Annotated in this window: 22 protein-coding genes; 15 read left to right on the top strand and 7 right to left on the bottom strand. The window is 66.2% G+C overall.

Features of this window, described 5'->3' with window-relative positions:
- Positions 1 to 10: 10 nt before the first annotated feature.
- The 11 genes from ddpX to codA all read left to right on the top strand — a co-directional run bounded on the left by ddpX (position 11) and on the right by codA (position 10,546).
- Positions 11 to 568: a D-alanyl-D-alanine dipeptidase gene (gene ddpX / locus POS17_RS20265; RefSeq protein ID WP_060840218.1), complete on the top strand. Its 558-nt coding sequence runs from the start codon at positions 11 to 13 to the stop codon at positions 566 to 568.
- A 149-nt stretch (positions 569 to 717) separates the two neighbouring features.
- Positions 718 to 2,295 carry an ABC transporter substrate-binding protein gene (locus POS17_RS20270; RefSeq protein ID WP_060840219.1) on the top strand — a complete coding sequence of 526 codons (1,578 nt, stop codon included), beginning with the start codon at positions 718 to 720 and terminating at the stop codon, positions 2,293 to 2,295.
- A gap of 118 nt (positions 2,296 to 2,413) precedes the next feature.
- Positions 2,414 to 3,430 (top strand): ABC transporter permease, encoded by a 1,017-nt coding sequence (locus POS17_RS20275; RefSeq protein WP_060840220.1) that lies wholly within the window; start codon positions 2,414 to 2,416, stop codon positions 3,428 to 3,430.
- Between the two features lies 1 nt (position 3,431).
- Positions 3,432 to 4,331 carry a D,D-dipeptide ABC transporter permease gene (gene ddpC / locus POS17_RS20280; RefSeq protein WP_060840221.1) on the top strand — a complete coding sequence of 300 codons (900 nt, stop codon included), beginning with the start codon at positions 3,432 to 3,434 and terminating at the stop codon, positions 4,329 to 4,331.
- Complete coding sequence (locus POS17_RS20285) at positions 4,328 to 5,323, top strand: ABC transporter ATP-binding protein (RefSeq protein ID WP_060840222.1); 996 nt, start codon at positions 4,328 to 4,330, stop codon at positions 5,321 to 5,323. Before ddpC ends, POS17_RS20285 begins: the two co-directional genes overlap by 4 nt.
- Positions 5,320 to 6,291, top strand: a complete 972-nt coding sequence (locus POS17_RS20290) for an oligopeptide/dipeptide ABC transporter ATP-binding protein (RefSeq protein ID WP_060840223.1) — start codon at positions 5,320 to 5,322, stop codon at positions 6,289 to 6,291. Before POS17_RS20285 ends, POS17_RS20290 begins: the two co-directional genes overlap by 4 nt.
- A 101-nt stretch (positions 6,292 to 6,392) precedes the next feature.
- On the top strand, positions 6,393 to 7,016 hold the full coding sequence (locus POS17_RS20295) for an NUDIX hydrolase (protein WP_060840224.1): 624 nt from the start codon (positions 6,393 to 6,395) through the stop codon (positions 7,014 to 7,016).
- A gap of 85 nt (positions 7,017 to 7,101) precedes the next feature.
- Positions 7,102 to 7,476: a hypothetical protein gene (locus tag POS17_RS20300; RefSeq protein WP_060840225.1), complete on the top strand. Its 375-nt coding sequence runs from the start codon at positions 7,102 to 7,104 to the stop codon at positions 7,474 to 7,476.
- Entirely contained in the window at positions 7,473 to 7,670 is a 198-nt protein-coding gene (locus POS17_RS20305; RefSeq protein WP_060840226.1) for a helix-turn-helix transcriptional regulator, read from the top strand. Before POS17_RS20300 ends, POS17_RS20305 begins: the two co-directional genes overlap by 4 nt.
- A gap of 166 nt (positions 7,671 to 7,836) precedes the next feature.
- A complete protein-coding gene (codB, locus tag POS17_RS20310) occupies positions 7,837 to 9,108 on the top strand; it encodes a cytosine permease (protein WP_060840227.1) in 1,272 nt (423 codons plus the stop codon).
- 181 nt (positions 9,109 to 9,289) lie between these two features.
- On the top strand, positions 9,290 to 10,546 hold the full coding sequence (gene codA / locus POS17_RS20315) for a cytosine deaminase (protein ID WP_060840228.1): 1,257 nt from the start codon (positions 9,290 to 9,292) through the stop codon (positions 10,544 to 10,546).
- Positions 10,547 to 10,558: 12 nt separating this feature from the next.
- Here the strand turns inward: codA and POS17_RS20320 are convergent, their stop codons facing one another.
- From POS17_RS20320 to POS17_RS20335, 4 genes are all read right to left on the bottom strand, one after another.
- On the bottom strand, positions 10,559 to 11,218 hold the full coding sequence (locus tag POS17_RS20320; RefSeq protein WP_060840229.1) for a hypothetical protein: 660 nt from the start codon (positions 11,216 to 11,218) through the stop codon (positions 10,559 to 10,561).
- A gap of 109 nt (positions 11,219 to 11,327) precedes the next feature.
- Positions 11,328 to 12,323, bottom strand: coding sequence for a diaminopimelate epimerase (locus POS17_RS20325; protein ID WP_060840230.1), 996 nt, complete (start codon positions 12,321 to 12,323; stop codon positions 11,328 to 11,330).
- A 75-nt stretch (positions 12,324 to 12,398) separates the two neighbouring features.
- A complete protein-coding gene (locus POS17_RS20330) occupies positions 12,399 to 12,827 on the bottom strand; it encodes a RidA family protein (protein ID WP_060840231.1) in 429 nt (142 codons plus the stop codon).
- A gap of 32 nt (positions 12,828 to 12,859) precedes the next feature.
- On the bottom strand, positions 12,860 to 13,858 hold the full coding sequence (locus tag POS17_RS20335; protein ID WP_060840232.1) for a cyclase family protein: 999 nt from the start codon (positions 13,856 to 13,858) through the stop codon (positions 12,860 to 12,862).
- Positions 13,859 to 13,956: 98 nt separating this feature from the next.
- On the opposite strand from POS17_RS20335, the gene POS17_RS20340 reads away from it, so the two are divergent.
- The gene (locus tag POS17_RS20340) at positions 13,957 to 14,847 is read left to right on the top strand and encodes a LysR family transcriptional regulator (protein ID WP_060840233.1); all 891 of its coding nucleotides are present in this window, start codon (positions 13,957 to 13,959) and stop codon (positions 14,845 to 14,847) included.
- A 3-nt stretch (positions 14,848 to 14,850) separates the two neighbouring features.
- Here the strand turns inward: POS17_RS20340 and POS17_RS20345 are convergent, their stop codons facing one another.
- The gene (locus tag POS17_RS20345) at positions 14,851 to 15,321 is read right to left on the bottom strand and encodes an Lrp/AsnC family transcriptional regulator (protein WP_060840234.1); all 471 of its coding nucleotides are present in this window, start codon (positions 15,319 to 15,321) and stop codon (positions 14,851 to 14,853) included.
- 232 nt (positions 15,322 to 15,553) lie between these two features.
- Here POS17_RS20345 and POS17_RS20350 point away from each other — a divergent pair, with 232 nt between their 5' ends.
- Positions 15,554 to 16,705 (top strand): MFS transporter, encoded by a 1,152-nt coding sequence (locus tag POS17_RS20350; protein ID WP_060840235.1) that lies wholly within the window; start codon positions 15,554 to 15,556, stop codon positions 16,703 to 16,705.
- Positions 16,706 to 17,051: 346 nt separating this feature from the next.
- Here POS17_RS20350 and POS17_RS20355 read toward each other — a convergent pair whose 3' ends face one another.
- On the bottom strand, positions 17,052 to 17,441 hold the full coding sequence (locus tag POS17_RS20355; RefSeq protein WP_060840236.1) for a hypothetical protein: 390 nt from the start codon (positions 17,439 to 17,441) through the stop codon (positions 17,052 to 17,054).
- Positions 17,442 to 17,959: 518 nt separating this feature from the next.
- Between POS17_RS20355 and POS17_RS20360 the strand changes: the two genes are divergently transcribed.
- Positions 17,960 to 18,403 carry a hypothetical protein gene (locus tag POS17_RS20360; protein ID WP_060840237.1) on the top strand — a complete coding sequence of 148 codons (444 nt, stop codon included), beginning with the start codon at positions 17,960 to 17,962 and terminating at the stop codon, positions 18,401 to 18,403.
- A gap of 57 nt (positions 18,404 to 18,460) precedes the next feature.
- Positions 18,461 to 18,907 (top strand): GNAT family acetyltransferase, encoded by a 447-nt coding sequence (locus POS17_RS20365; protein ID WP_060840238.1) that lies wholly within the window; start codon positions 18,461 to 18,463, stop codon positions 18,905 to 18,907.
- A gap of 17 nt (positions 18,908 to 18,924) precedes the next feature.
- Here POS17_RS20365 and POS17_RS20370 read toward each other — a convergent pair whose 3' ends face one another.
- Complete coding sequence (locus POS17_RS20370) at positions 18,925 to 19,341, bottom strand: hypothetical protein (RefSeq protein WP_060840239.1); 417 nt, start codon at positions 19,339 to 19,341, stop codon at positions 18,925 to 18,927.
- Positions 19,342 to 19,372 lie beyond the last annotated feature (31 nt).

A 19,372-nucleotide genomic window follows, 5' to 3' on the forward strand; every position in this document is an offset into this window, starting at 1 on the left:
GAGTGAGTGAGTGAACAACAGCCCCCTTGTCGAAATCGACGCCCAGCGCCACCAACTGGAAATCGACCTGGTCTACGCCAGCGCCGACAACCTGGCCGGCCAGGTGATCTACCGCAACGCCCGCTGCCTGCTGCACAAGGACGCCGCGGCCTGCCTGTACAAGGCCAGCCAGCTGGCACGCATGGCCGGCCTGGGCCTGCGCATCTACGACGCCTACCGCCCGGCCTACGCCCAGCAGTTGCTGTGGCAGGCCCTGCCCGACCCGGACTACGTGCGCGACCCGCGCCTGGGCTCACACCACACCCGCGGCGTGGCCGTGGACCTGACCCTGGTGGATGAAAGCGGCCAGGCGCTGGACATGGGCACCGCCTTCGACGCCATGGAGCCCAAGTCGCACCAGTTCTACAGCGACCTGCCGCCCCAGGTGCAGCGCAATCGCCTGCTGCTGCTGGGGATCATGCTCAGCGCCGGCTTCGAGGCAATCCCCACCGAGTGGTGGCACTACGAGCTGCCCAACGCCGAGGACTTCCCCCTGATCCAGGAGCACGACCAGCCCTTCGAACACTGATGTCCCGTTCCCCAACCGGCCACAACAACAGGCAGCTAACTGCCCCAAGCCGGTCGCCCTGCAACACCGCTTCAGCAACAACTGCCCGGTTATAGCTTTTATAAAAAACCTGACGAACTTCCCAACATCGAATGATCAAGGAAACCGGCATGACCCCCAATCTGCGCAATAACCCTGATGTGCGTCTGTCCACCCGTGTCGCCCTGTCGCTGCTGTGCGCCGCCCTGAGCCTGGGCGCCTGGCAGGCGGCCAGCGCCGCCGCGCCCAAGGACACCCTGATGATCGGCAAGGCCGCCGACCCGCAGACCCTCGACCCGGCCGTGACCATCGACAACAACGACTGGGCCGTGACCTACCCGGCCTACCAGAAGCTGGTGACCTACAAGGTCGAGAACGGCAAGGGCAGCACCGAAGTCCAGGGCGACCTGGCCGAGAGCTGGAGCACCTCCGCCGACAACCTGACCTGGGACTTCAAGCTCAAGCCCGGCAACAAGTTCGACGACGGCAAGCCGGTGGACGCGGCCGCGGTGAAGTTCTCCTTCGACCGCCTGATGCAGCTCAAGCAAGGCCCGTCCGGGGCCTTCCCGGATGACATGAGCGTGGCCGTGGTCGACCCGCTGACCGTGCGCTTCACCCTGAAGAAGCCCTACGCGCCCTTCCTCTACACCCTGGCCCACAACGGCGGCGGCATCATCAACCCGGACGTGGCCAACAAGGGCGAGGACGTCAACGCCTACCTGTCGACCCACACCGCCGGCTCCGGGGCCTTCCGCCTGAGCAACTGGCAGAAGGGCCAGTCGCTGACGCTGGAGCCCAACAGCTATTACGCCGGGCCCAAGCCGAGCCTGAACAAGGTGGTGATCAAGATCATCAGCGAGGCCTCGGTGCGCCGCCTGCAACTGGAACGCGGCGACCTGGACATCATCGAGGACATGCCCGAAGACCAGCTCGGCACCCTGGCCGGCAAGTCCGGGGTGGTGATCCAGACCTTCCCCTCGCTGCGGGTCAACTACCTGTACCTGAACAACCAGCGCGCGCCCCTGAACAACGTCGAGGCGCGCCAGGCATTGGTCCAGGCCATCGACTACAAAGGCATCGTCGACGGCATCCTCAAGGGCCAGGCCAAGCTGATGAACGGGCCGATCCCCGACGGCATGTGGGCCCACGACCCGAGCCTGCCGCTGATGCAGCAGAACCTCGACGGCGCCAAGGCCAGCCTGGCCAAGGTTCCGCAGAAGATCAGCAACCTGACCTACCTGTACTCGGACAAGGACGCCAACTGGGAGTCCATCGGCCTGACCCTGCAAGCGGGCCTGGCGCCCCTGGGCATCAACCTGAAGATGGAGAAGCTGGCCAACGCCACCATGCGTGAACGGGTCGGCAAGGGTGACTACGACGTGGCCATCGGCTCCTGGAGCCCGGACTTCGCCGACCCCTACATGTTCATGAACTTCTGGTTCGACTCCAGCCTTCAGGGCCTGCCGGGCAACCGCTCGTTCTACAGCAACCCGGAAGTCGACGGCCTGATCCGCGAAGCGGCGGCCACCAACGACACCGCCAAACGCATCGAGCTGTACCAGAAGGCGCAGAAGATCGTCCTCAAGGACAACGTCTACGCCTACCTGTATCAGAAGAACTACAGCCTGCCGATGCGTGATTCGGTGAAGGGCTACGTGTTCCATCCGATGCTGGAACAGGTGTTCAACATCGCTGAAATCAGCAAGTAGGACCGCGCCTGCAGTCCCCGTCGCCGGCCCCTGAACCGGGTCGGCGCCGGGTTGCCGTGTCCCCGGCGGGGCGCCGCTGCTGCCCCCGCCGTTCGTCAAGCGTTAACGAGGTTGCCTCATGGCCTTCCTGAATATGTTGCGCAAACGCCTGCTCGGCCTGTTGCTGGTCGTGGTCGGGGTTTCGCTGATTACCTTCACCATCTCGCACCTGATTCCCGGTGACCCGGCGCGGCTGATCGCCGGCGACCGGGCCAGCGATGCCATCGTGCAGAACATCCGCCACCAGTTGGGCCTGGACCTGCCGCTGTACCAGCAGTACGGGCGCTACATGCTCGACCTGCTGCACGGCGACCTGGGCACCTCGATCCGTACCAGCCGCCCGGTGCTGGAAGACCTGCAGACCTTCTTCCCGGCGACCCTGGAGCTGGCCCTGGCCGCCCTGCTGCTGTCGGTGCTGGTGGGCGTGCCGCTGGGGGTGTTGTCGGCGGTCTATCACAACCGCTTTATCGACCAGATCGCCCGCACCCTGGCGGTCACCGGGATTTCCACCCCGGCGTTCTGGCTGGGGCTGGGGCTGATCCTGCTGTTCTACGGCAACCTCGGCTGGCTGCCCGGCAGCGGGCGCCTGGACGAAGGCCTGGAGCCGCCACCGACGATCAGCGGCTTCTACCTGATCGACTCGTTGCTGGCCGGGGACCTCCCGCTGTTTTTCAATGCCCTGCAGCACCTGATCCTGCCGGCGGTGACCCTGGGCTTCGTCAACCTCGGGGTGGTGGCGCGGCAGATCCGCTCGGCGATGCTCGACCAGCTCGGCGAGGACTACATCCGCACCGCCCGGGCCTACGGCCTGTCGCGCTGGGCGGTGATTTTGCGCCACGCCCTGCCCAATGCGCTGATCCCTTCGGTGACGGTGCTCGGCCTGACCCTGGGCGACCTGCTGTACGGCGCGGTGCTGACCGAGACGGTGTTTGCCTGGCCGGGCATGGGCGCCTATGTGGTGAAGTCGATCCAGGCCCTGGATTTCCCGGCGGTGATGGGCTTCGCCATCCTGGTGTCGTTCATTTATGTGCTGCTGAACATGGCGATCGACCTGTTGTACCGGGTGATCGACCCGCGCATTGGCGAGGTAAATTGAGATGTCCGCTCCCTTGAACATTCCCCTGCCGCTGCCCGTGGCCCAGGCCAACGGCTGGCGCGCGCGCCTGGCCTACCTGGGCTACCGCGTGCGGCAAAGCCCGCTGACCATCGCCGGGCTGTGCATGACCCTGCTGGTGCTGCTGTGCATGGCCTTCGCTCCCTGGCTGTCGAGCCACGACCCCAACGCCCTGAACCTGGCCCAGCGCCTGGCCGCCCCCAGCGCCAGCCACTGGTTCGGCACCGACGAAGTCGGCCGCGACCTGTTCAGCCGGGTGCTCCACGGCAGCCGCCAGTCGGTGGGCGTGGGCCTGTTCGTGGCCTTCGCCTCGTGCCTGGCCGGGGGCCTGTTGGGCTGCCTGTCGGGGATCATCGGCGGGCGCTTCGACAGCCTGATCATGCGCCTGATGGACATCATGCTGTCGGTGCCGTCGCTGGTGCTGATCATGGCCCTGGCCGCCGCCCTGGGCCCGAGCCTGTTCAACGCCATGCTGGCGATCACCCTGGTGCGCATTCCGTTCTACGTGCGCCTGGCCCGGGGCCAGGCCCTGAGCATCCGCCAGATGGGCTACGTCAAGGCGGCCCAGACCTACGGCGCCGGGCGCTGGCACATCGTCAGCTGGCACGTGGGGCGCAACGCCATGCCGCCGCTGCTGGTGCAACTGAGCCTGGACATCGGCAGCGCCATCCTCATGGCCTCGGCCCTGGGCTTCATTGGCCTGGGGGCGCAGCAGCCCACCGCCGAATGGGGGGCGATGGTGGCCACCGGGCGCAACTTCATCCTCGACAACTGGTGGTACTCGACCTTTCCCGGGCTGGCGATCCTGTTCACCGCCACCGGTTTCAACCTGCTGGGTGACGGCATCCGTGACCTGCTCGACCCACGTCAACAGGGGAAATGACCATGAGCTCATCCGCCGTTCTCAACATCGATAACCTGAGCCTGGAATTCCCCGCCTACCGCAGCAATGTGCAGGCCCTCAACGGCGTGTCGCTGCACGTCAACCCGGGGGAGATCGTCGGCGTGGTCGGCGAGTCCGGCTCGGGCAAATCGGTGACCGCCATGCTCAGCCTGCGCCTGCTGCCCGAGCGCAGCTACCGCATCACCTCCGGCAGCCTGTCGCTGCTGGGCCGCGACATGCTCGCCACCCCGGAAAAACAGCTGCTGCAGATCCGTGGCCGCGACGCGGCGATGATCTTCCAGGAGCCGATGACCGCCCTCAACCCGACCCGGCGCATCGGCCGGCAGATGCTCGACGTGATCATCCATCACCAGCGCCTGAGCCAGGACCAGGCCCGGGCCAAGGCCATCGCCCTGCTGCGCGACATGCACATCGCCGACCCCGAGCAGGTGCTGCAGGCCTATCCGTTCGAGCTGTCCGGCGGCATGCGCCAGCGGGTGATGATCGCCCTGGCGTTCTCCTGCGACCCGCAACTGCTGATCGCCGACGAACCCACCACCGCCCTGGACGTCACCGTGCAGCGCCAGGTGCTGCTGTTGCTGCGCGAGAAGGCCCGGCAACGGGGCACCGCGATCCTGTTGATCACCCACGACATGGCGGTGGTCTCGCAGTTCTGCGATCGGGTCTATGTGATGTACACCGGCGCCGTGGTGGAGCAAGGCAGCACCGCCCAGGTCATGCTCGACCCGCAGCACCCCTACACCCGCGGCCTGCTCAGCGGCCTGCCGGAGCAGGTGGCCCCCGGCGCGCCACTGCTGACCATTCCCGGGCAGGTGCCGAACCTCGCCCACCTCCCCGCTGGCTGCACCTTCCGCGAGCGCTGCCCGCAGGCCATGGCGATATGTGCCCAACGGCCACCGCTGCATTCGATCAACGCCGGCGAGCAGCGCAAGAGCGCCTGCTGGTTGGCCGCCCCGGAGTCCGCCCAATGACAACCACCGCCTCGCAAACCGGCAACCCGCCGCTGCTGCGGCTCAACGACGTGCAGGTACGCTTCCCCCTGAGCAATGACTGGCTGGGCCGGCCCCGGGCCTTCGCCCACGCGCTGAACGGCATCGACCTGGAACTGCGCCCCGGGGAAACCCTGGGCATCGTTGGCGAATCCGGCTGCGGCAAGAGTACCCTGGCGCAACTGCTGATGGGCCTGGTCAAGCCCAGCAGCGGCGACCTGCGCTGGGCCTACGCCAGCGACCGCGAACGCCACAGCCATGTGCAGATCGTGTTCCAGGACCCGCAATCGTCCCTCGACCCGCGCCTGCCGATCTGGAAGATCATCACCGAGCCGCTGTTCGCCCTGGGCAACACCCCGGCCGCACAGATGCGCGAGATCGCCGCCACGGTGGCGCAGCAGGTGGGCATCCGCAGCGAATACCTGGAGCGCTACCCGCACCAGTTCTCCGGCGGCCAGCGCCAGCGCATCGCCATTGCCCGGGCCCTGGCGTCGAACCCGGACATCATCGTCCTCGACGAACCGACCTCGGCCCTGGACATCTCGGTGCAGGCGCAGATCCTCAACCTGCTGGCGGACCTGCAGCGCAGTCGCGGCCTGACCTTCGTGCTGATCTCGCACAACGTCTCGGTGGTGCGGCACATGGCCGACCGGGTGGCGGTGATGTACCTGGGACAGATCGTCGAACTGGGCAGCGCCGAACAAGTGCTGGAGCGCCCGCGCCATCCCTACACCCAACTGCTGCTGGATGCGGTGCCACGCCTCGGCGCGCCCCTGGCGGACAGCCAGGTCTCGGCGCCCACCGAACTGCCGGGCAACCGCAAGCTGCCCAGCGGCTGCTTCTTCCTCGACCGCTGCAGCCGCCGCGGCCCGGGTTGCGAAAAGCCGCAACCGTTGCAGGGCAGCGCGACCCAGCAAGTGCGTTGCCATCGGCAAGACCTCCCGGGGTGATCCACCGGCACCACGCCGCCGGCTACGGCGTGGTGCTTGCTCCCTGCGCGCCAAGGGCTTAAAACAGGCGCCTTCTCTCTGACGCCGCAGGAACCCCACCCATGGAAAGCCACTGGCTGACCCACGCCAAACGCTTGCAAGCCATCGCCTCCACCGGCCTGCACTTCTGCAAGGACGTGCACGACCGCGAGCGCTACCAGGAAGTCGCCGACATTGCCCACGAGATGCTCGCGCAACTGGGCAACGTGCCCGTGGAGCGCATCACCGATCTGGTCTCGGACTTTGCCCAGCGCTACTCGACGCCGATGGTCGAAGTGCGCGGCGCGCTGATCGAGGACGGCAAGATCCTCCTGGTGCGCGAGCAGCACGACGGCCTCTGGGCCCTGCCCGGGGGCTATGCCGACGTCGGCCTGTCGGCGGCGCAGAACATCATCAAGGAAATCCACGAGGAAGCCGGGCTCCAGGTCTCGGTGCGCCAGCTGTACGGCCTGCGGCACAAGGCCAAGGGCCCCTACAAGCCGGATCACCGGGACTTCTACAAGCTGTACTTTCTCTGTGAACGGCAAGACGCCGAGGCCCCGGTGGCCGGTAGCGAAACCAGCGACGCGGCGTTCTTCGCCCCGGACCAGTTGCCGCCACTGTCCCAGGGTCGCACCGTAGAACGGGATATCCAGGAGGCTTTCGACTTCCACGAAGGCCGGCGCAGCGTGGCCCTGTTCGACTGAGCATGACGCGGTCAATGTAAAGCACCCTTGACATGAAAAATCGCCCCACCTAATGTAAAGGACACTTTACTCAAGGAGATCGCCCATGGGCACCAAACGCTATTTCGGGGAATTCAGCCTGGCCTTGCTGGCCTATTTCGCCTGCGTGATTTTGAGCAGCCACTGGCTGGCTGACATGAGCCCGGGCCCGGGCAAGATCGCCCTGGCCCTGGTGCCGGTGATCCCCATGGTGGCCATGGCCCTGGCGGTGGTGCGCCAGTTGCGGCGCATGGACGAACTGGCCCGGCGCATCCAGCTCGAAGCACTGGGGCTGTCCTTTGTCTGCACCGCGCTGATCACCTTCAGCTACGGCTTCCTGGAAACCGCCGGCCTGCCCCGGCTCTCGATGTTCTACGTGTGGCCAGTGATGGGCCTGGTCTGGGCCCTGGCCACGGTGGTCGGCTGGCGGCGCTACCGATGAACAACCAACTGCGCGAATTGCGCACCCTCAAAGGCTGGTCCCAGGCCGAGCTGGCCACCCGGCTTGAGGTGTCCCGGCAGACGGTGAATGCCATCGAGACCGGGCGCTACGACCCCAGCCTGCCCCTGGCGTTCAAGATCGCCCGGGCCTTCCAGATGCCTATCGAAAGCATCTTCAACCCCGACCAGGACTGACCCCGGCCACGAGGCAGTGCGCCCGTGCACCATTTTCGCCCCGGCGCGGCCTGCAGCCGGGGCAGGCCCGCAGGCATCGGCTATAACTGCTGGGGCACCCGCTCCGGCGACCCGTTTGGCACGGCGCCTGCAACAGCGAGGCACCACTGCGACCAGGGACAGGCCCATGACCCAGCACGAACCCGGCAACGACTACCCCTTGAGCGAAGTTCCGCAGCACGCCCGCAAGGGCCTGGCCTCCATGGCCATGGTGCTGCTGGGTTTCACCTTCTTCACCGCGACCATGTTCGCCGGCGGCAAGCTGGGGGTGGCGTTCGACTTCACCACCCTGCTGATGGTGATTGTCCTCGGCAACCTGCTGCTGGGGATCTACGCCGCGAGCCTGGGCTACATCGCCTTCAAGAGCGGGCTGAACACGGTGCTGATGGGGCGCTTCTGCTTCGGTGAACGGGGCAGCAAGCTCAGCGACCTGATCCTCGGCCTGACCCAGGTCGGCTGGTACGCCTGGGGCACCGCCACCGCCGCGGTGGTGCTGGGCAAGTACTTCCAGCTGGATTCGGGCGCGGTGCTGGGGTTGATGCTGCTGTTCGGCATGGCCTTCTGCGCCACCGCCTACATCGGCTACCGCGGCCTGGAGATCCTGTCGTGGATCGCGGTGCCGGCCATGGGTCTGCTGCTGGTGCTGTCGATGACGGTGGCGACCACCCAGGTCGGCGGCCTCGACGGCCTGCTGGCCCTCACCCCCAGCGCCAGCCTGGACCTGTCCACCGCCCTGACCCTGGTGTTCGGCACCTTTGTCAGCGGCGCCACCCAGGCCACCAACTGGACCCGTTTCTCCCGCTCGGCGCGGGTGGCGGTGAGCGCCAGCCTGATCGGTTTCTGCCTCGGCAATGGCCTGATGGTGCTGATCGGTGCCTACGGCGCCATCGTCTACCAGCAGCCGGACGTGGTCGAAGTCTTGCTGCTGCAGGGCTTTGCCACGGCCGCCATGGCCATGCTGCTGTTGAACATCTGGAGCACCCAGGACAACACCATCTACAACTTCGCCGTGGCCGGCTGCAACCTGCTGCGCACCCAGCGGCGCAAGACCGTAACCCTGGTGGGCGCGCTGATCGGCACCCTGCTGGCGATGCTCGGCATGTACGATTTGCTGGTGCCTTATCTGGTGCTGCTGGGCACGGTGATTCCGCCGATTGGCGGGGTGATCATGGCCGACTTCTTCTATCGCTGGCGCGGCTGCTACCCGCGTCTGGCCGACAGCCAGTTGCCGGACTGGAACTGGCCGGGGCTGGCCGCCTACGGCCTGGGCACCCTGGCGGCATTCTGCTCGCCCTGGGTCGCCCCGCTGGTGGGCATCGCCGTCGCCAGCCTGAGCCATGTGCTGTTCAGCGCCTGGCTCGGCGCCCGCTCCAGTGCCGGCGCCGAGGCTCGCAGCTGAACCCGCACCTTGCTCACTCCAGGCGATCCGGGTCTATCATGGCCCGGTCATGCAACACCCTGTCCCCACCCACCGGCCCTGTCGCGGCCGGTGCAAGGACAGTCCAATGACCGTGGGACAAGGGCCAGTGCCCGGATCTCACGGCGCAACCACTGATTGCCCGACTCGAGGAATTGCCCCGATGCTGATCACCAACGCCCGCCTGCGCCACCGTGAAGGTCTGCACCAACTGCACCTGGAAAACGGCCGCATCGCCCGCATTGTCCTGCAAGGCCCCGACGCCCCCACCGCCACCGCGCCCTTCGGCCCCGAGCACCTGGATGCCGGCGGCAACCTGGTGGTGCCGCCCTTCGTCGAACCGCACATTCACCTGGACGCCACCCTCACCGCCGGCGAGCCGCGCTGGAACATGAGCGGCACCCTGTTCGAAGGCATCGAATGCTGGGGCGAACGCAAGGCCAGCATCACCGCCGAAGACACCCGCACCCGCGCCCACAAGACCATCCGCGCCCTGGCCGCCCACGGCATCCAGCACGTGCGCACCCACGTCGACGTCACCGACCCGGACCTCACCGCCCTCAAGGCCATGCTCGAAGTGCGCGAGCAAAGCGCGCACCTGATCGACCTGCAGATCGTTGCCTTCCCCCAGGAGGGCATCGAATCGTTCCGCAACGGCCGCGAACTGATGGAAGAAGCCATCCGCCTGGGCGCCGACGTGGTGGGCGGCATTCCCCACTTCGAATACACCCGCGACCAGGGCGTGAGCTCGGTGAAGTTCCTCATGGACCTGGCCGAACGCACGGGTTGCCTGGTGGACGTGCACTGCGACGAAACCGACGACCCGCACTCGCGCTTTCTCGAAGTGCTGGCCGAAGAGGCCCGCAGCCGCGGCATGGGCTCGCGGGTCAGCGCCAGCCACACCACCGCCATGGGCTCCTACGACAACGCCTACTGCGCCAAGCTGTTCCGCCTGCTGGGGCACTCGGGCATCAGCTTCGTCTCCTGCCCCACCGAAAGCATCCACCTGCAGGGGCGCTTCGACAGCTTCCCGAAACGCCGCGGCGTGACCCGGGTCAACGAACTGCTGGAAGCCGGAATGAACGTGTGCTTCGGCCAGGACTCAATCGTCGACCCCTGGTACCCCCTGGGTAACGGCAACATCCTGCGAGTGCTGGAAGCCGGCCTGCACATCTGCCACATGCTCGGCTACCGCAACCTGCAGAGCGCCCTGGACCTGGTCACCGACAACAGCGCCAAGGCCCTGGCCCTGGGCGAGGGCTACGGCCTTGAGGAAGGTCGGCCGGCGAACCTGCTGATCCTCTCGGCCGACAGCGATTACGAAATGATCCGCAGCCAAGGCCTGCCGCTGTATTCGATCCGCCACGGCAAGGTGCTGATGCAACGGCAGATGGCCCAGGTGCAACTGGCCGGCGACTGACGGTAGCGATGCTTACTTGACCCGAAACGGCTGGGCCGCCATGAACGCCACCGGCAACAGCGGCAGGGCGAGGATCACCAACACGCCGTCCGCGGTGAGGGTCACCGGCGTCAACAGCACCTGGCCGACCTTGCTCTTCTCGCGGTACGCCGAGAACTGCAAGGTGTAGGTGCTGTTCAACGGGTTGGCCTGATAGGCGCTGATATCCCGCTTGGATTTAAAGCGACTGCCGCGAATGGCATAGCGGTGCAACAGGGCGTTCTGCGACCTCTCCACCACGAAATCCAAGGCCTTGGCTGCCTCGATCTGCTGGGCGTCGAGCTGGTCCAGCCCGGGAATCCTCAGGACCAGCTCACCCTCCAGGTTCTGCCACGCACTGACGTGGATCTGCGAAAACTCGGCCTGCATTTTCCCATGCAGGTCCGACTGGATAGCCTGCAGCAACTTCGGATCGACCATCACGAAGTAGTGGTACTTCTTGCCAAGGATGACAAAGCTCTTCGCGTCCGCCGTGACATAGAACTGGCTGACGGTTTCCGTATAGACCTCATTGCTGGCTTGGCTTTCGTAAAGCTGGCTGGTCAGGCAACCGCCAAGGCTGCCAGCGACTAAAGCCCCCAGAGCCATAACCGAGCCTTTGAGCAAGGCTCGGCGGGGCATTCCTTTTTGCATGTCGAATCCTTTCCAGAGAGGTGGGCTGTAGCGGGAGATGAGCCGCGACTGCCGCCACGCTATAGAAACTCCAACCGTTTTGCACTCCGCCACCGCGACTCCGGCGTCCTCACTCAGCCAGTGCCAGCGCCGTGCCGAACAGGCTCACCCGGGTCAACACCCCCTCGGTCTCTTGCAACATCAAGGGCGCGGTGCCGCCGGGCATCACCACCTGCACCTCGCCAGCCTTGACCCAGCCCACCCGCCACGCCGCGCAAGCCACGGCACTGGCGCTGGTGCCCGACGAGGCGGTCGGCCCTTCGCCACGCTCGAACACCCGGGCGACGATGCGCTGCGCCGACTCGCGCATCGCCCATTGCAGGTTGACCCCCGCCGGGCACGGCTCGCCGCTGCCCAGGGGCAAGGCAAAAGCCGTCGCGGTCAGCCCTTCGGCCAGCGGCGCCGCGAGCATCTGCGGGTTGCTCGGCAAGGCGTCGGCTTCTTCCACCAGGGTCACGCAATGGGGGTTGCCGATGCGCACGAACTGGCTGTGCTCCCACAGCGGGTTCAGCGCCTGCAACGGCGCCACCCGGCTCAGCTCGCGACCGTTGAAAGTCACGGCCTCGACACCGATCGCCGCGACGGCCTCGGGCCCGAAGGACGGCTGGCCCAGATCCAGCCAGAAGCCCTGCTGCCCCGCCACTTGCGCCGGCTCCACCTGCGTGGCCACCGGCGAGGCGCCCGTGGCTTGATCGTGATGCACCTGCAACAGCGTCGGCCCCTGGGTTGCCAGCAGCCCCTGTTCGACAAGGGCCTGGGAAAAGATCGTCAGGCCATTGCCGCTGCGCTCGGCCAGGGTGCCGTCGGTGTTGACGATCAACAGGTCGAAGGGCGCCTGAGCCTGGAACGGCCCCACCAGCAAACCATCGCTGCGGTGGGCCTTGGCCCCGGCTGGCCGGGTGCCCGGGGCCCAGTCGCAGAGCGCGGCGATCGCCTGTTCGGCCCACAGGCGCCGGTCCCGGGCCGCCTGGGCCGCGCTGCCGGGCAAGGCAATGCCCAGGCCGCGCAGCGCTGCGGGCGTCACCACCCCATAGATATTGCCCCGTGCATCGTAGAACGCCGCCATGACACCGCCTCCAGAAAAAACCGAGCCGCTGACATTACGGAGAATGCAGCGGCTCCACCAGAGGGGAACTCAGGCTCAGGACGGCAACACGGCAATCGCCTCGATCTCGAACAGCATGCCGTCCAGGGCCAGGCGCGGCACCGGGATCAGGGTGCAGGCCGGGGTCGCCGCCGGTCCCCACAACGCCCGCAACTGGCGGCCAAAGATCGCCAACCGCTCGTGGCTGTGATCGACGATCAGCACCGTGAGCTTGGCCACCTGGCTGACCTCGGCACCGGCGCTGGCCAAGGCAGTCTGCAGGTTGGCCAGGGCCTGGCGCACCTGGGCGGCGAAGTCCGCGGCCAACTGACCGTCAGGCGTTTCGCCGCCCTGCCCGGCGATGAACACCAGGCGCGCACCGGCGGCCACTTGTGCCACATGGGAATAGCCGTTGGCGCTGGGGTCATAGAGCCCGGGCGGGTTGGACAGGCGCAGCACCGGGTTTGAAAAAAGCGCGGTAGACATGTTCATCTCCTGAGCAAAAGCCATTCGCCCCTTCAACGAATGGGCAAGGCCATGGGCCGGATCGGCGCGGCATCGGCGCCGCGCAGCTTGAGTGAAGCACCGATAAAGGCGAACTGGTACACCTTGTCCCGGGACAGGCCTTCCAGGTTGACCAGCTCCATGATCGGCGCGCCCTGCATGGCCAGCAGGTAGGTGTGCAGCGGCAGGTAATTGCCCTCGACCTCGGAGGGGAAGGTTTCAAAACTCAGGTTGTCGGCCCCCACCACCATGGCCCCGCCCTCTTCCACCAGGAACTTCGCCGCATCCAGGCTCAGCCCCGGCGGGTTGGCCATGTAGCGCTGGGCATTGTCGAAGTCGCGCATGCGCCCGGTGCGGATCAGCACCACATCGCCTTTTTCCAGGGCCACGTTCTGCCGGGCCAGGGCCTGCTGCAGATCGGCGCGGGTGACCCGGTAGCTGTCCGCCAATTGCTCCAGGCCCTTGGCCGCGGCGACGTCGATCAGCACCCCGCGGGCAATGATCGGCGGCAGTTTTTCCGCGCCGGTGACGTTCCAGCCGCGGTCCCCCAGGTGCTGGTCGGCGCGGTAGCCGTTCCAGATCTTGCCGTTGAGGCCGAAGTGGTTGAGGGCATCGATATGGGTGCCCATGTGGGCGTACATCGACACCGCCGAACCGCTGTAGCTGACGTGCTGGTTCATCGGTTCACCGACCTGCATCGGGTCGGCGATCACGTTGCCGTGGGGGGTGTGGGTCATCCACATCTGGTACGGCGGGTCGCCGGCGGCCTGCCAGCTGGGCATGCCGACGAAGTAGTCCACCGCCAGGTCATAGGCCTGCTCGCCACTGACCCGGGCCATGATCGCCGCCCGGGACTCGGGGGTGATCAGGTTCAGGCGACCGATCTCGTCCCTGGGCCCCCAGGGGCTGATGCCCACCTCGGGCCGGGGCGCCGTGGCGGCGTTGCACAGGCCACTGAGCAGGGACAGGGCCAACACCCCGGAAACCATCTTCGACATTGCGCGATAAGCCATGACAACACTCCTGTGAAATGAAGTGGCCATGGTATTGAGTGCTCGATCAGAGATAATCAGCGGTTTCGTGGATACATATTCAACCCAGGAGAAACAATATGGACGTGCTGATGGCCATGCGCACCTTTCGCCGGGTGGCGGAACGTTCCAGCTTCAGCCAGGCCGCCGCCGATCTCGGGCAGTCCACGGCGGCGGTGAGCAAACAGGTGCGCCAGCTGGAAGAACGCCTGGGCAGCCTGTTGATCCTGCGCACCACCCGGCGCATGAGCCTGTCGGAGGCCGGGCAGCGCTACTTCAGCGAATGCTGCCACCTGCTGGACGAGCTGGACGCCCTGGAGCGGGCCACCCAGGCCGGCCTGCACGAACCCGGCGGGCGCCTGCGGGTCAACGCGCCGCTGTCCTTCGGGCTCAAGGTGCTGTCGCCGATCCTGGTGGCCTTCATGCAGCGCTACCCGCAGTTGCAGGTGGACCTGACCCTCAACGACCAGGTGCTGGACGTGGTGGGCGAAGGCTTCGACGTCTCGTTGCGGATTCGCCGGCAACTGGAGGATTCGTCACTGATCGCCCGCCACCTGGGGCAAGTGGAACAGCTCATCTGCGCCGCGCCGGGCTATCTGCAAGAAGCCGGCACGCCGACGAGCATTGCCGACCTGCATCAGCATCGCTGCCTGGCCTACCGGCTGGCGGAACACCCGGGGCGCTGGCAACTGCAAGGCCCCGAAGGCCAGACCCGGCTGGAGCTGCCGGTGCATTTCTCCGCAGACAACAGCCTGCTGCTGGCCGACATGCTGGTGGCCGGCCTGGGCATCGGCGCGCTGCCCGGGTTCGTCGCCCAACCGTTGCTGGACAGCGGCCAGCTGCTGCGGGTGCTGCCGGAGCAGCACCTGTCCGAGCGTCATATCTATGCGCTGTACCCCAGCCAGCGCCACCTGTCGCAGAAGGTCCGGGTGTTCGTGGATTTTCTCGTGCAAGCGCTGCAGGCGCCCTGAACCTCAGCCGGACGTGGGCACGTCCAGGCCGACCTTGACCCGGTTCATCGCCACCAGGGTCTTGAAGCGCTTGACGTTGGCGTTGTCGAAGAACAGTTCGCGGGTCAGCTGGGTGTACTGGGCCATGTTGCGGACGCAGAAAATCAGCACGAAGTCGCACTCGCCGGCCACGTAGTAGCACTGCTGGACCTGGGGGCAGGCCTGGAAACTACGCTTGAGCGCGTCGATCTGGTCGATGCGCTCACTCTCCACTTCCACCTCGACGATGATGCTCAGCTCGTGCCCCAGGGCATCGGGGGCCACGATGGCGCTGTAGCGCTCGATCACACCCTCGTCGCTGAGGCGCTTGAGCCGCCGGTTGACCGCGGCGGTGGACAGGTTGACCCGCAGCCCGAGCTCGCTTTGCGCGGTGCTGGCGTCACGCTGCAGCTCGGCGAGCAACTTCAGGTCATAGGCGTCGAGACTGGCATTCATGGGCAGGAAAACTCCGGGGGCGGACGGCACGCGCTGCAATGTTTTTGTGCAAAGCGGCCGATTATGCGAAACAACGCGCCGGCTTGCGCACTATTATTTCCGGCCCTGGCGCAGCGCCGTGGCGATTACTGCAACCTTCACTGGCTGGATTTGTCACAATCCCCGACCCGGCCGCCATCACGCCATGGGGGCATCAGGTGGCCGGCAGCGAGTTTCATCGCCAAGGATTTTTATGACTGCCAGCAACACCCACATGCAGGCCACCCCCGGCCGCCTCGAACAGATGTCCACCCGCATCGCCTTTTTCATCGCCGGTTTCGGCATCGCCGCCTGGGCTCCGCTGGTGCCCTACGCCAAGGCCCGGGCCGGGCTCGACGAAGCCACCCTGGGCCTGCTGCTGTTGTGCCTGGGGGTGGGTTCGATCCTGGCGATGCCGATTGCCGGGGCCCTGGCCGGGCGCTTCGGCTGCCGCCGGGTGATGGCCGGTGGCACCTTGCTGATCTGCCTGGCCTTGCCGCTGCTGGCGACCCTGAGCTCGATCCCGCTGCTGATGGCGGCGCTGTTCATGTTCGGCGCGGGCCTGGGTGGCGTGGATTCCACGGTCAACCTGCAAGCGGTGATCGTCGAACGGGCCAGCGGCAAGACCATGATGTCGGGCTTTCACGGGCTGTTCAGCCTGGGCGGGATCGTCGGTGCTGCGGGGGTCAGCGCCTTGCTCGGCCTCGGCCTGTCACCGCTGGGCGCGACCCTGGTGGTGATCGTCCTGACGCTGCTGGCGCTGCTCAAGGCCGCGCCGCACATGCTGCCCTACGGCAGCCAGAGCTCTGGCCCGGCCTTTGCCGTGCCCCATGGCGTGGTGCTGTTCATCGGCTGCCTGTGCTTCGTGGTGTTCCTCGCCGAGGGCGCGGTGCTGGACTGGAGCGCCGTGTTTCTCACCGCCGAGCGCGACCTGGATGCAGCCTACGCCGGCCTGGGTTACGCCGCCTTTGCCCTGACCATGACCCTGGGCCGCCTGACCGGCGATGCCATCGTCCATCGCCTGGGCGCGCGCCGGGTGATCATCATCGGCGGCAGCACCGCCGCCGCCGGCCTGCTGCTGGCGACCCTGGCCCCGGCCTGGGAGGCGGCGCTGGTGGGCTATGCCCTGGTGGGCGCGGGTTGCTCGAACATCGTGCCGGTGCTCTACAGCGCCGTGGGCAAACAGCAGGTCATGCCGGAAAGCATCGCCGTACCGGCCATCACCACCCTGGGCTATGCCGGCATCCTTGCCGGCCCCGCGGTGATCGGCTTCATCGCCCACGGCAGCAGCCTGAGCGCGGCCTTCGGCCTGATCGCCGTGCTGCTGCTGGCAGTGGCCGCCAGCGGCAGAATACTCAAGCTGTAAGCGCCAAGCTCCAAGCTCCAAGCTCCAAGCTTGCGGCTTGCGGCTTGCGGCTTGCGGCTTGCAGCTAAGTCTTTGGCTTTTGATCTTGCTGCCCCTTCAGGAGGCCGAGTGCAGGCATTGCGCAGGGGGCAGCTCGGCAGGGATGCCGAGCTAGCCGCCCCAGGCCATGGATGGCCTGTGGCGGCGTGCCCCCGGAGCAATGCCGGAACGAGGGAACGCCGAGCCTTAGCGAGGCGCCGGATGCAGGGGCAGAGACGTTTTGCTTACTTTTGCGTCCGTCAAAAGTGAGTCGCTGTAAAAGCGAAACCGCCAGTGGCCGCAGCCGCAGCAACGGATATGTACCCCATCAACAACCGCCCTCTACTCCAAGGCCAACAGCATCCCTCGGAGCGCCATCAAGCAACGCCTCCACCACCGCCCGCGCCATCTCCACCGAATGCACCATGGACCAGATCAACCCAGTCTCCAGGCCACTGCCCTGCCGGGTGATTTCATCACTGACCTCCTCGGCGCATTTGAGCAGCAACGCCACATGCACCAGCGCCTCCTCGACGCCCACGCCCGGGCGCACGCTGAACAGCGAGTCGGGAGCAACGGCCTGGGCCGTGGTCTTGAACTGGAACATCGCCAGGTCCAATGGATGCCGGGCCAGCGCTTCACGCACGGAAGCATTGGCGGCCTTGAGCTGGGGATCGCGATAGGAAGAAGTAGGTGGATCGGGAACGATCTTTTTCATGGTCAAACTCCTAGCTAAGAATAGGAGCCGACACCGTTCGCTTGCACACGAATAAGGGTGGCAGCCGTACGCGGGTGTGCAAGACCGAGTTTGCTAGGACACCCGGCAGATCCGAAGATCTCCCGCGCACGGCCGCCATGACACAGCGGACATGAAAAACGCCCAAGCATGACTGAGCGTTTCTACGCCTTAGCAAAATTCGGACTTGCACATCCGAGCCATCGATTTGGCGATGGCCCAGGCACCCTAGCCCGCCCACCAGGCGCATTCAAGCGGCCCGCAGTTTCTCGGATTTGCCTTACAAAAGAAAGCGACCAAACCCCGTTCCAACGACCTTCAAGCCCGCCTCCACTCCAAGCTCCAAGCTCCAAGCTTGCAGCTTGCGGCTAAGCCCTCCAAAGCTGAGTTGCCAGACACCGTGGAACACCGGGTGATCGAACATCGCTAGCCGCCCGGGCATTTATCTGCAACGCCAAGTCTGGAATCATGGCCCCCCGCCTCAACAGGAGTGAGCACCGATGCCGCATTTCTCCCGCGCCCCCCTTCTCGGCCTGCTGCTGGCCAGCCTTGCGGCCCAGGCCGCGCCGAAGCAGGACCAGGAGCCGCACGTCTACTACAGCATGGTGCCCGGCCAGTTCATGCTGATCGGCAAGGAGCCGGACGGCGGCCCGACCTACTCCGGCACCGCGGTGATCCGCTATGAAAACCAGGCCCTGACCCTGGTCAAGACCATCAACGGCAAGACCACCACCGCCATCGGCAAGGTGGAGCGGGCCACCATGGCCGAGGCCGATGTGTTGCGCTTCAGCGAGCCCGGGCACAGCGCCACCTGCCTGGTCCGTGGCGACCTGGACAACTACTCGCGCTTGAGCTGCTACTGGACCCGGGATGGCGTGGACCACAAGGAACCTGGGCTGGAGGCCTATTTCCCCACCGAAACCTGGCCCGGCCACCAGGACTGAAACCTGCCACCGGCCATACCCGCGCTCCGGTGCTCAACCCTTTATCGAGCCCACGCCATGATCCAACTCGTCGAGTACAGCAACACCCAGCACCGCCAGCCGGTGATCGAACTGTGGGAGCGTGTCTTCGGTTACGACACCGCCCACAACGCCCCGGAGCTGGCCATCGACCGCAAGCTCGCCGTGGATGACGGGCTGTTCTTCGTCGCCCTGGCCGAAGCTCAGGTCATCGGCACTTTAATGGCCGGCTACGACGGCCACCGTGGCTGGCTGTACTCCCTGGCGGTGGACCCGCAACAGCGCCGGCTCGGCACCGGCCGGGCCCTGGTGCGCCATGGCGAGCAGGCCCTGGGCGCCCGCGGCTGCCTGAAGATCAACCTGCAGATCCTCAGCAGCAACGCCGCGGTGCAGGGCTTCTACCAGGCCCTGGGGTATCAGGTTGAACCCCGGGTCAGCATGGGCAAGGTGATCACCGCCAACGTCCCCGAGCACCTGCGCGGCTGACGGCAGCCGCGCCGCCCTCACCAGTTGTTCAGGTTGCTGCGCGGTGGCGCCAGCAGTTGCTGGGCCAGGCTGATGGCCGCCAGCGGCGAGGCGCTGTGCAGCAGTGGGTAGCCCCAGAACTTTTCATAGTTCCTGGCAAAAGCCTCGACGCCGGCCTGGGCTTCCGGCTGCGGGGCGATGACGATCATCGCCTTGATCCAGCGGCGGATCGCCGCCTTGTTGCGCTTCATCCACAGCGAACCCTGCTTGAGCAATGCCTTGTTCTGCTGGCTGTTGCGCTGCTCGGGCTCAGGCAGCACATCGCTCATCAGGACAAAGGCCTGAGCACGCTGCATCAATGCCTCCAACTGCTGGAAAGGGTCGACTCCGGGCTGCCCTGCGTCCTCGGCCCGACGCATCCAGACCAGGGGAAAATGCTGATGATCGAAGTACATGGGAACACCTCAAGAAGTTGACAAACAAGAA

Origin of the sequence: Pseudomonas sp. Os17 (assembly GCF_001547895.1) — a bacterium.
In the GTDB taxonomy this organism is placed as follows: domain Bacteria; phylum Pseudomonadota; class Gammaproteobacteria; order Pseudomonadales; family Pseudomonadaceae; genus Aquipseudomonas.

Coding starts and splice junctions, on each gene's coding strand:
- POS17_RS20270 (WP_060840219.1), top strand. CDS start 718: ATGACCCCCAATCTGCGCAATAACCCTGATGTGCGTCTGTCCACCCGT.
- POS17_RS20275 (WP_060840220.1), top strand. CDS start 2,414: ATGGCCTTCCTGAATATGTTGCGCAAACGCCTGCTCGGCCTGTTGCTG.
- ddpC (WP_060840221.1), top strand. CDS start 3,432: ATGTCCGCTCCCTTGAACATTCCCCTGCCGCTGCCCGTGGCCCAGGCC.
- POS17_RS20285 (WP_060840222.1), top strand. CDS start 4,328: ATGACCATGAGCTCATCCGCCGTTCTCAACATCGATAACCTGAGCCTG.
- POS17_RS20290 (WP_060840223.1), top strand. CDS start 5,320: ATGACAACCACCGCCTCGCAAACCGGCAACCCGCCGCTGCTGCGGCTC.
- POS17_RS20295 (WP_060840224.1), top strand. CDS start 6,393: ATGGAAAGCCACTGGCTGACCCACGCCAAACGCTTGCAAGCCATCGCC.
- POS17_RS20300 (WP_060840225.1), top strand. CDS start 7,102: ATGGGCACCAAACGCTATTTCGGGGAATTCAGCCTGGCCTTGCTGGCC.
- POS17_RS20305 (WP_060840226.1), top strand. CDS start 7,473: ATGAACAACCAACTGCGCGAATTGCGCACCCTCAAAGGCTGGTCCCAG.
- codB (WP_060840227.1), top strand. CDS start 7,837: ATGACCCAGCACGAACCCGGCAACGACTACCCCTTGAGCGAAGTTCCG.
- codA (WP_060840228.1), top strand. CDS start 9,290: ATGCTGATCACCAACGCCCGCCTGCGCCACCGTGAAGGTCTGCACCAA.
- POS17_RS20320 (WP_060840229.1), bottom strand. CDS start 11,218: ATGCAAAAAGGAATGCCCCGCCGAGCCTTGCTCAAAGGCTCGGTTATG.
- POS17_RS20325 (WP_060840230.1), bottom strand. CDS start 12,323: ATGGCGGCGTTCTACGATGCACGGGGCAATATCTATGGGGTGGTGACG.
- POS17_RS20330 (WP_060840231.1), bottom strand. CDS start 12,827: ATGTCTACCGCGCTTTTTTCAAACCCGGTGCTGCGCCTGTCCAACCCG.
- POS17_RS20335 (WP_060840232.1), bottom strand. CDS start 13,858: ATGGCTTATCGCGCAATGTCGAAGATGGTTTCCGGGGTGTTGGCCCTG.
- POS17_RS20340 (WP_060840233.1), top strand. CDS start 13,957: ATGGACGTGCTGATGGCCATGCGCACCTTTCGCCGGGTGGCGGAACGT.
- POS17_RS20345 (WP_060840234.1), bottom strand. CDS start 15,321: ATGAATGCCAGTCTCGACGCCTATGACCTGAAGTTGCTCGCCGAGCTG.
- POS17_RS20350 (WP_060840235.1), top strand. CDS start 15,554: ATGACTGCCAGCAACACCCACATGCAGGCCACCCCCGGCCGCCTCGAA.
- POS17_RS20355 (WP_060840236.1), bottom strand. CDS start 17,441: ATGAAAAAGATCGTTCCCGATCCACCTACTTCTTCCTATCGCGATCCC.
- POS17_RS20360 (WP_060840237.1), top strand. CDS start 17,960: ATGCCGCATTTCTCCCGCGCCCCCCTTCTCGGCCTGCTGCTGGCCAGC.
- POS17_RS20365 (WP_060840238.1), top strand. CDS start 18,461: ATGATCCAACTCGTCGAGTACAGCAACACCCAGCACCGCCAGCCGGTG.
- POS17_RS20370 (WP_060840239.1), bottom strand. CDS start 19,341: ATGTACTTCGATCATCAGCATTTTCCCCTGGTCTGGATGCGTCGGGCC.